This window comes from Sulfitobacter sp., assembly GCF_041552635.1.
Classification (GTDB): domain Bacteria; phylum Pseudomonadota; class Alphaproteobacteria; order Rhodobacterales; family Rhodobacteraceae; genus Sulfitobacter.
This window is the reverse complement of sequence record NZ_JBFEKM010000122.1, coordinates 1-12,862: the sequence shown is the minus strand read 5'-3', so window position 1 is coordinate 12,862 and position 12,862 is coordinate 1. Positions and strand designations below refer to the sequence as shown.

The window sequence follows — 12,862 nt, the reverse complement described above, 5'->3', positions numbered from 1 at the left end:
GTACTGCTTTGCCTCAGCACCGGGGTGTTTCTGTGACAGACCCGCAAACCCTTGGCGTTTACGCCACCAAGGCCGATGAATACGCAAACGTCACCGCAGGTCTGGCACGCGATCCGTTACTTTCTGCGTTCATCAAAGCCGTGAAACCGGGCGGCAGCGTCCTTGATCTGGGCTGTGGGCCGGGCATTGCAGCAGCTCAGATGGCGCAGGCTGGCCTGCAGGTCACCGCAGTTGATCCCGTGGCTGAAATGATCGCTCTGGCAGCGCAAAACAATGACATCACCGCAAAAATCGGCAGCTTCGATGATCTGGCCGAGACGGATGCCTATGATGGCATCTGGGCGAACTTCTCGCTTTTGCACGCCCCGCGCGCGGACATGCCGCGTCACCTTTCCAACATCGCCCGCGCCTTGCGCCCCGGTGGCATCTTCCACATCGGTGTGAAACTGGGCAGCGGATCCAAGCGTGACCAAATCGGACGCCTTTATACCTACTTCACCGAGGACGAATTGGTGGGCTTACTAACAGACGCAGGCCTAAACGTGTCAGATCGCCAAAAAGGCCGCGATAAGGGGCTGGACGGCACCGATGCAGACTGGTTATGCCTGCGCGCATGGCAAAGTTAATCGCATATACCGATGGGGCCTGTTCAGGCAATCCCGGCCCCGGCGGCTGGGGTGTTCTGATGCGCGCGGTCGAAGACGGCAAGATCGTCAAACAGCGCGAGCTGAAGGGCGGCGAACCCGATACCACCAACAACCGTATGGAGCTGATGGCCGCGATTAGTGCGCTTGAGGCGTTGGCCCGCCCAACCGAGATCACCATCGTCACGGACAGCAATTACGTGAAAAACGGCATCACCGGCTGGATCTTTGGCTGGAAGAAAAATGGCTGGAAAAACGCCGCGAAAAAGCCCGTGAAAAACGCGGAACTCTGGCAGCGGCTTGATGCTGCAAACGCCAGACACTCGGTTACGTGGGAATGGGTCAAGGGGCACGCGGGCCATCCCGAAAATGAACGCGCGGATGAACTGGCGCGGGCTGGCATGGCCCCGTTCAAAGGCAAATGAGCCTGATCAGCGTTCTCGACTATGCTTCGGTGCTGGTGTTTGCGATCACGGGCGCGTTGGTGGCCAGCCGTGCGCAGCTTGATCTGGTCGGCTTTGCGTTCATCGCCTGCCTGACCGCCTTGGGCGGCGGCACGTTGCGCGACCTTCTGCTGGACCGCAACCCGATATTCTGGATTGAAAATCCAGCCTATCTCGGGGCGGCGGCTTTCGCCTCTCTGATCGTTTTCTTCACCGCACACCTGCTGGAAAGCCGGTATCGCACGCTCATCTGGCTCGATAGCTTTGCACTGGCCGTCGCGGTGGCTGCGGGGGCTGGCGTGGCTTTGTCACTGGACCAATCCCCCACAATCGTGGTTCTGATGGGCATGATCACGGGCTGCATGGGTGGTCTGATGCGCGACGTTGTCGTCGGAGAAGTACCCTTGGTCTTGAAGCAGGGCGAACTTTACGTAACGGCCGCTTTTACCGGTGCTGCCACGGCCGTCATCCTTCGGATGTTTATTGACGATGACGCAATCGCCTTGTTTGCGGGGGCCTGTGTGACGTGGATTTTGCGTGCCGGATCGCTCTACTTCGGATGGAACTTGCCAGTCTACAAAAGCCGCCCGCCCCGCGTTTAGCCCTATTTTCGACGCCAGTGAAACGGCACGATGATCAACGCCCCGATAGAGGACGCAATCGCGTTCAATCCCGGAGAGTTGAACCCGAATCCGAACATCAACCGGACGAAATAGAACAAGAACGCCCCGCCCACGCAAATGATGATCGAGGCCAGAATGCCATTGCGGGTAAAGCCTGACTTTTCCGCAAGATAGCCGACGATCCCTGCGATCACGACAGTGCCGATCATTGATGGAAACATGGGTTACCCTTCGCCTAAAATCGTGCCCGACGCGATCTGCGCACCTTGCTGAAACACAGATACATCCTGCGCTGCTTTTCCTGCGCGTTGCAAGCGGGTCAGTTGCACGGCCCCCTGCCCGCAGGCCACACGAAGGCTGGCATCCAGCACCTCGCCGGGCGCGCCGCTGCCATCGGCCAGTGATGACCCCAAGACTTTGACACGGGTGCCGCCGACTTCAAACCACGCACCGGGAAAAGGCGAAAGCCCCCGGATCAGACGGTCAACCTGCGCCGCAGGTTTGGCCCAGTCTATCCGTGCTTCGGCCTTGTCGATTTTGGCGGCATAGGTCACGCCCTCTGATGGTTGCGGCTCCGGCGTCAGGTCCGGCAATTTAGCAAGGGCGTCGATAATCAGACGCGCGCCCATCTCGCTTAGACGGTCGTGCAGTTGGATCGTGGTCTCTGTCGTCCGGATCGGTGTCGCTTCGCGCAAAAGCACCGGACCTGTGTCCAGCCCCGCCTCCATCTGCATGATGCACACACCAGTTTCAGCGTCGCCTGCCATGATCGCGCGGTGAATGGGGGCAGCGCCGCGCCAGCGCGGCAACAGGCTCGCGTGGATGTTCAAACAGCCCTGCGCAGGCGCATCCAAAACCGCTTGCGGCAAGATCAAGCCATAGGCCACGACTACGGCGATATCCGCATCAAGCGATGCAAACTCGGCCTGCGCCTCGGGCGTTTTAAGCGAAACAGGATGGCGCACCGGCAACCCTAATTCTTCGGCGCGGGTTTGCACCGGGCTGGGACGGTCCTTTTTGCCGCGCCCCGCCGGACGGGGCGGCTGGCAATATACACAGACCACCTCGTGACCGGCCAGCACCAACGCATCCAGCACGGGTACCGAAAATTCGGGCGTTCCCATAAAGATCACGCGCATCGGCCTATCCTTTGAATTTCCGCGCCTTGCGCAGCAGCATGTCCCTGCGCGTCTTGCTTAGATTGTCGAAATACATCTTGCCTGCAAGGTGGTCGATCTGATGCTGGACGCTTGTCGCCTCAAGCCCCACGAAATCGCGGCGCGTCACGACACCGTTTTCGTCCAGATACCGTACCGTCACGCCGCGCGGGCGTTTCACCATTGCCGACACGCCGGGCAGGTTCGGGCTGGCTTCGTCATGTTCATTCAGGATCGCCGAGGCATCAAGGATCACGGGATTAGCCAATCTTATCCGTTTATTGCGCCCTTGCGACGCATCCACGACTGCGACCTGCAACATCACCCCGATCTGCGGCGCAGCAAGGCCAACGCCGGGCATGGCATCCATCGTGTCGATCATGTCCTCCCAAAGACCGCGGATTTCATCGGTGATCTCGGACACTTGTGCGGCCGCAGTTCGCAGGCAAGTGTTGGGCCATGGGATAATCTTGCGAACGCTCATGGCTGGCTATCCTTTGCGACATCTTGTTCAACGCGGTCATAAATGACGATCCCGTCAAGATGGTCGTATTCATGCTGCACAATTACGGCCTCGGCACCGGTGAAAAGGCGCTCGTGCGTGCCCGTCCGGTCGGTCCAGTGCAGGGTCACTTCGGCGGCGCGGGAAATATCCATCGGCACTCCGGGGATCGACAGACAGCCCTCTTCACCCGTCAGACGTTCATCCGACAAGGCAATAATCTCAGGGTTCACGCAGGCGATCGGCGTCGGTGTACCTGTTTTCCAACCCGCGTCGAAAACGAAAATACGCTCGCTCCGCCCGACCTGAGGTGCCGCCAGCCCGCGACCGGGCGCGTCATACATCGTATCAAACATATCGGCCAGCAACTGCTCGATTTCAGGGGTGATCTCTAAGACAGGCCTGCAAATTTGCGTCAACCGCGCGTCGGGCCAGATCACGATGTCCAGCACGCTCATCCGCGGGCCAACTCTCGTTTCAGCTTGGTCATCTTGCGCGTGATCATCTGGCGGCGCAGCGGTTTGAGATAGTCAATGAACAGTTTGCCATCCAGATGGTCAATCTCGTGCTGCACACACGTGGCCCACAGCTTGCTGAATGTCTCGGTCTGCTCGTTCCCGTCACGGTCGATCCAGCGGACGTCGACCTCGGCGGGGCGGGTCACATCGGCGTATTGATCCGGGATCGACAGACAACCTTCCTCGTAAGTGCTCTCTGTGTCCGAAGACGCGATGACTTCTGGGTTGAACATGATCAGCGGGCGCGGTTTTTCGCCCTCTTCCTTGACACAATCCATGACGATCAGACGGTTCAGCACACCGATTTGCGGCGCAGCAAGCCCAATGCCCGGCGCGTCGTACATCGTGGCCAACATATCATCGGCCAGCGTGCGCAATTCATCCGTCATGTCCGTGACGGGGGCGCACAGCTTTTTCAGCCGGGGGTCGGGGTGCAAGATAATATTTCGTTTCATCAGCCTGATTTAAGACAACACCTCCCCCGCTGCAACCTCGGGGCTTGCGATCCGGACGATTAGGTTTAGCGTGCCATCGAAAAATGACAGGAGATCCCAATGAACTTTGACGAAATCATAGACCGGCGCGATACCCATTGTGCGAAATGGGACAAGATGGAGCCGATTTATGGCGTGCCCCGTGACACTGGCATTGCCATGTGGGTCGCTGATATGGATTTCCGTCCGCCTGCCGTGGTGCAAACCGCCCTGCAAAATATGCTGGATCATGGCGTTTACGGGTATTTCGGCGATGACAGCAAATATCTGGGCGCGATCCAGTGGTGGATGGAAAACCGTCACGGCTGGAACGTTGAGCAAGACTGGATCTTCACCACCCACGGTCTGGTCAACGGTACTGCCATGTGCGTCGATGCGTTTACCAAACCTGGCGAAGGTGTTGTCTTGTTCACGCCCGTTTACCATGCCTTTGCGCGGGTGATTACCGCTGCGGATCGCAAGGTGGTCGAATGCGAGATGGTGAACAACAAAGGTCGCTACGAGCTGGATTTCGATTCCTATGACGCCCAAATGACCGGCAACGAGACGCTGCTGGTGTTCTGTTCGCCCCACAACCCCAGCGGGCGGGTCTGGACCAAAGACGAACTTGCGCAGGTCGCAGCCTTTGCCAAGCGCCACGATCTTGTGCTTGTGTCCGACGAGATTCACCATGATCTGGTGATGCCCGGCCATACCCACACGCCGATGGCGCTGATCGAGGGGGTTGCAGACCGTCTGGTGATGATGACCGCAACAACCAAGACCTTCAATATCGCAGGCTGCCATTCAGGCAATGTGATCATTCCGGACCCAAAGCTGCGCGCGATTTTTGCGGAACGCATGGCGGCAATGGGGCTGTCCCCCAATTCATTCGGGTTATTCATGGCAACCGCAGCCTATTCCCCAGAAGGGGCCACGTGGGTGGATGAACTGGTTCTGTATCTGGATGGCAACCGACGTCTGTTTGATGAAGCGGTCAACGCCATTCCCGGGCTGAAATCCATGGCGCTGGAATCGACCTATTTGGCGTGGGTCGATTTTGCCGACACCGGAATGGCACAGTCAGAGTTCACCAAACGGATCGAGCAGACAGCAGCCATCGCCGCCAATCACGGGCCGACGTTTGGCAAGGGCGGCGAGAGCTTTATGCGCTTTAACATCGCCACACCCCGCGCGCGCGTAGAAGAGGCCTGCAACCGCCTGCGCGACGCGTTCAAAGACCTGCAGTAAATCTAGATCGCTGCGTCGTGGGCAATAAGGCCCACCGGCGCATCGGCCGCTTTCTCAAAATCAAGCGCGGGCTTTTGTGCAACTTTGGTGGCGCGCTTGAATTCGAACTGCATCTCGCCGCCTTCTTCCTGGGCGGCGATGATCAGGCACTGAAACAAATGCGTTGCACCGTCATGCAAATCGACCAAGCCGCGCAACTGCGGGGCTGTTTCAGCCTCCATCGAGAAACCTGTACCCCAGTGGCGCAACACCTTGTAGCGCATCCCGTCCACTTCAAGCCAAAGGCGTGACGCCTTGCGCAAACTGTCCACACGCGCAGCATCTAGACCCGCCTGGATTTCTTTTGATAGTTGAAATTCCACAATATTTCCCCCGGTCACTGCAAAAACCAAACTGCCTTATCTGGCGTCAAAATCAAGCGATTCTAAAAATTTTCTGCCCCTGCGCCCATGCAGACCTAATGTGCGGTCCTGCCCATGGTCAAAAAAATCACTTACGCTAACCTTTGCACAGATATGTAAAGGAGATGCGAATGGGACTCTTGGTTGATGGTGTCTGGCAGGACCAGTGGTACGATACGAAATCGTCCGGCGGAAAATTCGAACGCTCTGCCGCAAAGTTCCGCAATTGGATCACGGCAGATGGTGCCGCAGGCCCGTCGGGCGATGCGGGCTTCAAAGCTGAAACTGGCCGCTATCATCTTTACGTCAGCTATGCCTGTCCTTGGGCGCACCGCGCCTTGGTCTTTCGCGCCCTCAAGGGGCTTGAGGATCACATAAGTGTTTCGGTGGTACATCCGGATATGCTGGGCGAAGGTTGGGCTTTTGACACCGATTTCGACGGTGCAACGGGTGACACTCTTTTCGACCTGCCCTTTGCGCGCGACATTTACACCAAGGCCGATCCGAAATTCAGCGGGCGCGTCACCGTGCCAATCTTGTGGGACAAGACGCAAGGCACCATCGTGTCCAACGAATCTTCCGAGATCATCCGCATGTTTAACGGTGCCTTTGACGCCATCACCGGCAACACCGATGATTACTGGCCGCAGCCGCTGCGCGCCCAGATCGAAGAGGTCAACAACCGCATCTATGACACCGTGAACAATGGGGTCTACCAAGCGGGGTTTGCCAGCACCCAAGACGCCTATGACACAGCAGTCGTGCCGCTGTTCGACAGCCTTGAGTGGATCGAAGGCATCCTGTCCTCAAACCGCTATCTGCTAGGCGACACCCTGACCGAGGCAGACTGGCGCCTGTTCACGACGCTGGTGCGGTTCGATATGGTTTATCACCTGCATTTCAAATGTAATCGAAAGCGGACTATCGATTATCCAAACCTTTGGGCCTATACCCGCGAGCTATACCAAATGCCCGGCATCGCAGACACCGTCGTGATGGATCACATCGTCCGGCACTATCACTACAGCCACGATATGATTAATCCCAACCGGATCATTCCCATCAACCCGGTGCTTGATTTCATGGCCCCACATGGGCGTGGCTAGGGCAGGTTAGCAGGCACGGCTGCCGCAATGTTCAACCAGCGCCGCCAGATCCTCTGGCGGTGTCGCAGAGGGGACAAAGGCATCGGCGTTCGCACAATGGGCAAAAATCGACCCGTCCGAAAAGAACGACGTGTTCGTCACAAAAATAATGCGTGCCTTTGGTCGCTTGTAATTCGCATAATCTGCGACGGCCAGTGCGGCACCCTCCTTCAAAAATAGATCGAGGATGATGATGTCTGCGGAATGGATCGAAAGACGCGTAATTGCCTCTTCTTGGGTCGCCACGCAAGCGACGTCCATTCCCTGTCTCTCAAGATGACGCTGCCAAAGCGCCCCAAGATCTGATTGGCTTTCGACAATCAAAATATTCATTTTCCCCCGCAGCAATATATTGCTTCATAATTAACTTATCTATGACTCTGAAGTGCCGCTCTAAGCGTTAACAAATCGTTAAGAACTGCGACCGACAGGGAGGGTTCCGTAGCGTTAGGGATAGGTTAATTTTTAGATCGAAGCCTGCATTATCTCGCACAACGAGCCTAATCTGCCGCTTCCGCCAATCTGCATGGACATACAACCTGTTTTTGGCCTCGTTTCTGGCGGTGACGCAGTCGGCTATCACAGGATTGGGAAAGGCAAAATTTCGATGGCCACGATATCCCAAAAGGCCTAAGCCACCAAAGTCGCCGCCTTTTTCAGATCAACCGACACCAATTGGCTGACACCTTGTTCGGCCATGGTAACCCCGAACAAACGGTCCATCCGCGCCATCGTCACCGCGTGGTGGGTGATGATCAAGAACCGCGTGTTTGTCTGCCGGCACATCTCGTCCAGCAGATCACAAAAGCGTGTGACATTGGCATCATCCAAAGGCGCGTCAACTTCGTCCAGAACGCAAATCGGTGCGGGGTTGGCAAGGAAAACCGCGAAAATCAACGCCATCGCGGTCAAGGTCTGCTCTCCCCCCGACAGCAGGCTGAGCGTGCTCAGCTTTTTGCCCGGTGGTTGGCACATGATCTCTAGTCCGGCTTCAAGCGGGTCATCGGATTCAACCATTACCAGATTGGCCTCTCCGCCGTTGAACAAATGCCGGAACAGCATCGAGAAATTGCTGTTCACCTGTTCGAATGCGGTCAAAAGCCGCTCGCGCCCTTCGCGGTTCAAGCTTGAAATACCGCTGCGCAGGGTCTTGATCGCCTCGGAAAGGTCTGCCTTTTCGGTGGTAAGAGTATCGTATTCCTCCTGCACCTCCTTCGCATCTTCCTCGGCGCGCAGGTTTACCGCCCCCAACGCCTCGCGCTGACGTTTCAGACGGTTCACATCAGCCTCAAGCGCATCGGACCCCGGCATCTGATCAGGATCGACATCAAGCGATGCCAGCAATTGGGTCGGCGTCATCTGCTGGTCTTCGGAGATTCGTTCGGCGGCATAGGCGACAGTTTCTTTGGCAGCCTCGGCGCGGGCGTCAGATCGTGCGCGCGCCTCGCGGGCTTCCGACGCAAGGCGTTCGGCTTCGCGTTCTGCCAATGTGGTTTCACGCAGCGCCGTTTCAGCCGCCGACAGCTTGTCCGACGCGTCCGCCTTGCGGTCCTCAGCGGTCGTGATCGCGTGGGTCAACTCTTCACGCTTGGCCGCAATTTCAGCGGGGACGGCACCCGCCTCTTTCAGCTCCGCCTCTGACGTCGTTTTACGGTCAATCAGCTCGGTACTGTGCTTTTCTGCGGTCTCAAGCCGGTAGCGCCACCCGCTAAGTTCTTTCGTGACTTCCTGCGACCGCTTCAACCGCGCAGCGCCTTCGCGGCGCAATTCATCATGGGCCGAACGGCGCGACATCATCGCAATCCGCGCGCCTTCAACCGTCATCCGCAAGGCTTCGACATCGGCGCGTGCCTCTGCGACGTCTTCCAGATCTGCCAAGGCACGCTCTGCCTGCATAACCTGATGACGCCCTTCCATCGCCTCTTCTTCGTGGCGCGTCACGGCAAGGCCAAGGCTTTCCACCCGCCCTTCTGCCAGATTCCGATCCGCCTCGGCACGGCTTAGCGCGCGGCCCGCATCTGCAACGGCACGGTCGGCATCACGGCGCGCGTCGCGGGCGCGCTTGTCGGCTTCTGTCTGGGCGGTCAATCTGTGCTGCAACGCCGCATGCGCGTCCTGCGCCCCTTCAGCGCGCTGGCTGGCCTGCTCAAGCGCCTGTTTCAACACCTCAAGCCGGTTGATCTGTTGCAAACGCAGCGCCGCAGCAGATGGCGCGTCTTCTGCCCACGCCCTGAAACCGTCCCACCGCCACAAATCGCCTTCAGGCGACACCAACCGCTGGCCGGGCAAAAGTGCCGATTGCAAACGCGGGCCGTCATCTGCATCGACAAGACCGATCTGGCTCATCCGACGGGCCAAGACATCGGGAACTGAAACATGCGCCGTCAGCGCCGTCACACCGCCGGGCAAAGGTTGCGTCGCCTCGTAGGCTGGCAAAACGGCCCAGCCGGACGGGCCGTCCGCATCGACCTGCGGTGCCCGCAGATCATCCGCAAGCGCCGCCCCAAGGGCTTTTTCAAAACCGTGCTCGACCTGCAGCCGGTCCAGTATCTGACCACCCTCTGCCGTGTCGCGTTCAACCAGCTTGGCCAAGGCACCTGCCTCGGCGCGCAGCGCGTTCATTTCACCTTCGGCTTCGGATCGTTCCGCACGCGCTTCAGCCTCGCGCGACTGAGTCGCGGCACGGGCTTCTTCGGCTTCGATCAAGGCGTCTTCTGCAGCATCGGCTTGGGCTGTCGCCGTCGCTTCGGCTGTCTGTGCCGCCTCGAAATCAACGGCAGCTTTTGCCATCGCCGCCTGGCTGTTTTGCACTGCCTCACGGGCTCTCATCGCTTCTGTCTCGGACTTTTGCAGGGTCTTGCGGGTGTCCGTCAAAAGACGCTCGGCTGAGCCATGTCGCGCGACCAGACGGGCGACATCTTCGGTCAACTGAGAAAGCTCGGCCTCGCTTGTTTGCAAAATCGATGCTGCCTCGTGCGCGAATTCTGCAGCATCCTCAAGCGCATCGCCATGTCCCTCGCTTGCTTTCTCAAGCTCGCGGGCCTCCCACTCCAGCCGTTCAATCGTTTCGCCGGCATCCTTGTTCAGGCCCGACTCGCGGTCGATATCGCGGGCCAGCTGCGCAATGCGTTTGGTCAGTGCGTCAATTGTCGCTTGTGCGCGGTTTTCATGATCGGTCAGCGTATCGCGCTGAACCCCTAGCCGTTGCAGGACTGCCACTGCGATGGCGTCTTCCTCGCGCAACGGCGGCAAGGCATCCTCGGCCGTTTGCCGCGTCTTGGCAGCATGGCGCACTGCGCCCTCTGCTTGGGTGGCAGCAGCAGTGCGGGCACGCAGGTCTTCGGCCGCCGCTGCGCGTGCGTCATCTGCCTCGCGCCACCGCCGGTACAACAGCATGCCTTCACTCTTGCGCAGATCATTTCCGATCTCGCGGTACCGCGCGGCCTGGCGCGCCTGACGGCCAAGTTGCGCCAATTGGGTCGCAAGCTGTTCAACCACGTCATCAACACGGGCAAGGTTGGTCTCGGCACCGTTCAGCTTCAGCTCCGCCTCGTGACGACGGGCATAGAGACCGGAAATCCCTGCTGCCTCTTCCAGAATGCGACGGCGGTTCTTGGGCTTGGCATTGATCAGCTCAGAAATCTGGCCCTGACGGACCAACGCAGGCGAATGCGATCCGGTTGACGCGTCAGCGAACAGCATCTGCACATCACGTGCCCGCACGTCCTTGCCGGCGGCCTTGTAGGCACTGCCCACGTCGCGGGTAATCCGGCGGATGATTTCGATCTGGTCGGTGTCATTGAAGCCAGCCGGGGCCAGCCTTTCGGTGTTGTCGATGTGCAATGCGACTTCGGCGAAATTGCGCGCCGGACGCGTTGCGGCACCCGCAAAGATCACATCCTCCATCCCGCCGCCGCGCATCGCTGTGGGGCGGTTTTCCCCCATAACCCAACGCAGTGCCTCGAGAAGGTTGGATTTGCCACAGCCATTGGGACCAACCACGCCGGTCAGCCCATCCGCGATCACCAGATCGGTCGGATCCACAAAGCTTTTGAAGCCCGTCAGTCTAAGCTTGGAAAAGCGCAATCTTTAGTCCGTCAAATTGATTCCCTTGGTGGGACAGGTGCTGCGATCAACGCCTGCAAGTCAATTGAAAGACACGAATGGCAGCGGATCATGGCCGTGTTATCCACAAGATATCACCCTATGGCGAGCTTGTGCAGATCGCGCCGACTTTGGGCAGCCCACGCGCTGCGACCCCGACATCCGGCAGCGGAACGCAGTTTTTCGCCAGATAGGGCGCGGTGCCTTTGCCCTTGCACGACAGCCGTCCGGTTGCCAGCGCCTGATCCCCCAAGACGTCCAGCACCTTGCAGCCGCTGACCTGAGCCATAGCAAATGCAGCGCGTTGCCGGATCGGGCCGAAACGAGGGGCGTATTCCGGGTTAACGCGCACCGCTTCGGCCAGATCCCCCTTTACGCGGACGTCGAAAACGGACCCCTCTACCGTGACTCTGGTCGGCGGCACGTCGCGAAAATGCGGACCAGGCGTGTTGCAAGCGGCAAGAAATACCAACGCAAGAAGGATGATTAAGATTTTCATACCTACGCGCTAACCACTATTGGTTAATGGTTTGTGAATGCGGTGCCGGAGTGCCATGGATAAACGCATTGAAGCAGCGGGCCGCTGGTCATATAATTTGACCAATTCAAGGAAGCCCCTATGCCATTTCACCCCGTATCATCTGAAAAACTGTCTCAGGCGGTCGTCCGTCAGGTCGAAAAGCTGATCCTGCGGGGCATTTTGCGCCCCGGAGAACGGCTGCCGTCAGAGCGTGAACTGGCAGAGCGGCTTGCCGTATCCCGCCCTTCCCTACGGGACGCGATTGCACAGTTGCAAGAAAGCGGATTGTTGACGGCAAAGCCGGGTGCTGGTGTCTATGTGGCAGATGTCCTGGGCGGGGCCTTTGCGCCGTCTTTGATCGACTTGTTCGCCCGCCATGATGAAGCGGTTTTCGACTATCTGTCCTTTCGCCGCGATCTTGAGGGGCTGGCCGCTGAACGCGCTGCACGACTAGGATCGGACATTGATCTTGAGGTCATTCAAACTGTTTTTACCAAGATGGAAGCCGCCCATCAAAAACGAAATGCCGAAGACGAGGCACAGCTGGACGCCCAGTTCCACATGGCCATCATCGAGGCCAGCCATAATGTTGTGATGCTGCATATGATGCGGTCGATGTATGACCTGCTGCGCGGCGGTGTGTTTTACAACCGCCAGATTATGTTCAAGCAGCGCACGACGCGGTCTGCCCTGTTAGACCAACACCGCGCGATCAATGACGCGCTACAACACCGTGACCCCGCCGCCGCGCGTGAAGCCGTCGAAGCGCATTTGAACTATGTTGAAAACGCCCTGCGAGACCAGCAGAAATCCGAGCGCAACGAAGAAGTCGCCCGTCAGCGCCTAGAGCACGCGACCCAGACCGACTGACACAACAATCTAATTGAAAGAAGGTGCCGGTTTTAACGACAAAAGGCCCCGAAGATGCTTCGAGGCCTTTTTAAATTTTGAGCTAAAGAGCTTTAGTGCAGTTTGCTGTCCACATCCGCGATTGCGGCGTCAATCAGCGCATTGCCTTCGGCAGCTGTCATCTGCTTGGCGATTACGTCTTTGGCTGAGGCGATCGCGATAATAATCGCTT

Annotated in this window: 15 protein-coding genes and 1 pseudogene; 6 read left to right on the top strand and 10 right to left on the bottom strand. The window is 58.3% G+C overall.

The window, feature by feature from the left end:
- The 3 genes from ABYT07_RS14310 to ABYT07_RS14300 all read left to right on the top strand — a co-directional run.
- Positions 1–626, top strand: a 626-nt coding sequence (locus ABYT07_RS14310) for a class I SAM-dependent methyltransferase (RefSeq protein ID WP_372992719.1), incomplete at its 5' end; no start/stop codon positions are given.
- Positions 614–1,069, top strand: coding sequence for a ribonuclease HI (gene rnhA, locus ABYT07_RS14305; RefSeq protein ID WP_372992718.1), 456 nt, complete (start codon positions 614–616; stop codon positions 1,067–1,069). The genes ABYT07_RS14310 and rnhA, both read left to right, overlap by 13 nt.
- A complete protein-coding gene (locus ABYT07_RS14300) occupies positions 1,066–1,689 on the top strand; it encodes a trimeric intracellular cation channel family protein (RefSeq protein ID WP_372992716.1) in 624 nt (207 codons plus the stop codon). Before rnhA ends, ABYT07_RS14300 begins: the two co-directional genes overlap by 4 nt.
- 2 nt (positions 1,690–1,691) lie before the next feature.
- Here the strand turns inward: ABYT07_RS14300 and ABYT07_RS14295 are convergent, their stop codons facing one another.
- Genes ABYT07_RS14295 through def (ABYT07_RS14275) form a run of 5 tightly spaced genes read right to left on the bottom strand, consistent with a single transcriptional unit; the run spans position 1,692 to position 4,342 of the window.
- Positions 1,692–1,931: a hypothetical protein gene (locus ABYT07_RS14295; protein WP_008228386.1), complete on the bottom strand. Its 240-nt coding sequence runs from the start codon at positions 1,929–1,931 to the stop codon at positions 1,692–1,694.
- Positions 1,932–1,934: 3 nt separating this feature from the next.
- Complete coding sequence (gene fmt / locus ABYT07_RS14290) at positions 1,935–2,849, bottom strand: methionyl-tRNA formyltransferase (RefSeq protein WP_372992714.1); 915 nt, start codon at positions 2,847–2,849, stop codon at positions 1,935–1,937.
- A gap of 4 nt (positions 2,850–2,853) precedes the next feature.
- Positions 2,854–3,351: a peptide deformylase gene (gene def, locus ABYT07_RS14285; protein ID WP_372992712.1), complete on the bottom strand. Its 498-nt coding sequence runs from the start codon at positions 3,349–3,351 to the stop codon at positions 2,854–2,856.
- Complete coding sequence (gene def, locus ABYT07_RS14280) at positions 3,348–3,827, bottom strand: peptide deformylase (RefSeq protein ID WP_372992710.1); 480 nt, start codon at positions 3,825–3,827, stop codon at positions 3,348–3,350. The genes def (ABYT07_RS14285) and def (ABYT07_RS14280) overlap by 4 nt, the downstream gene beginning before the upstream one ends.
- Positions 3,824–4,342 carry a peptide deformylase gene (def, locus tag ABYT07_RS14275; protein ID WP_372992708.1) on the bottom strand — a complete coding sequence of 173 codons (519 nt, stop codon included), beginning with the start codon at positions 4,340–4,342 and terminating at the stop codon, positions 3,824–3,826. Before def (ABYT07_RS14275) ends, def (ABYT07_RS14280) begins: the two co-directional genes overlap by 4 nt.
- 99 nt (positions 4,343–4,441) lie before the next feature.
- Here def (ABYT07_RS14275) and ABYT07_RS14270 point away from each other — a divergent pair, with 99 nt between their 5' ends.
- Positions 4,442–5,611 carry a MalY/PatB family protein gene (locus tag ABYT07_RS14270; RefSeq protein WP_372992706.1) on the top strand — a complete coding sequence of 390 codons (1,170 nt, stop codon included), beginning with the start codon at positions 4,442–4,444 and terminating at the stop codon, positions 5,609–5,611.
- A 2-nt stretch (positions 5,612–5,613) separates the two neighbouring features.
- Here ABYT07_RS14270 and ABYT07_RS14265 read toward each other — a convergent pair whose 3' ends face one another.
- Entirely contained in the window at positions 5,614–5,973 is a 360-nt protein-coding gene (locus ABYT07_RS14265) for a hypothetical protein (RefSeq protein WP_372992704.1), read from the bottom strand.
- Positions 5,974–6,143: 170 nt separating this feature from the next.
- Between ABYT07_RS14265 and ABYT07_RS14260 the strand changes: the two genes are divergently transcribed.
- Complete coding sequence (locus ABYT07_RS14260; protein ID WP_372992702.1) at positions 6,144–7,118, top strand: glutathione S-transferase family protein; 975 nt, start codon at positions 6,144–6,146, stop codon at positions 7,116–7,118.
- A 6-nt stretch (positions 7,119–7,124) separates the two neighbouring features.
- On the opposite strand, the gene ABYT07_RS14255 is transcribed toward ABYT07_RS14260, so the two are convergent.
- The 3 genes from ABYT07_RS14255 to ABYT07_RS14245 all read right to left on the bottom strand — a co-directional run bounded on the left by ABYT07_RS14255 (position 7,125) and on the right by ABYT07_RS14245 (position 11,760).
- Positions 7,125–7,490 carry a response regulator transcription factor gene (locus ABYT07_RS14255; protein WP_372992700.1) on the bottom strand — a complete coding sequence of 122 codons (366 nt, stop codon included), beginning with the start codon at positions 7,488–7,490 and terminating at the stop codon, positions 7,125–7,127.
- 297 nt (positions 7,491–7,787) lie between these two features.
- Entirely contained in the window at positions 7,788–11,243 is a 3,456-nt protein-coding gene (gene smc, locus ABYT07_RS14250; protein ID WP_372992698.1) for a chromosome segregation protein SMC, read from the bottom strand.
- Positions 11,244–11,361: 118 nt separating this feature from the next.
- The gene (locus tag ABYT07_RS14245; RefSeq protein WP_372992695.1) at positions 11,362–11,760 is read right to left on the bottom strand and encodes a hypothetical protein; all 399 of its coding nucleotides are present in this window, start codon (positions 11,758–11,760) and stop codon (positions 11,362–11,364) included.
- Between the two features lie 120 nt (positions 11,761–11,880).
- Between ABYT07_RS14245 and ABYT07_RS14240 the strand changes: the two genes are divergently transcribed.
- Complete coding sequence (locus ABYT07_RS14240; protein WP_372992693.1) at positions 11,881–12,651, top strand: FadR/GntR family transcriptional regulator; 771 nt, start codon at positions 11,881–11,883, stop codon at positions 12,649–12,651.
- Positions 12,652–12,743: 92 nt separating this feature from the next.
- Here ABYT07_RS14240 and ABYT07_RS14235 read toward each other — a convergent pair.
- Positions 12,744–12,862, bottom strand: a pseudogene (locus ABYT07_RS14235) (ATP F0F1 synthase subunit B); the annotation flags it as partial.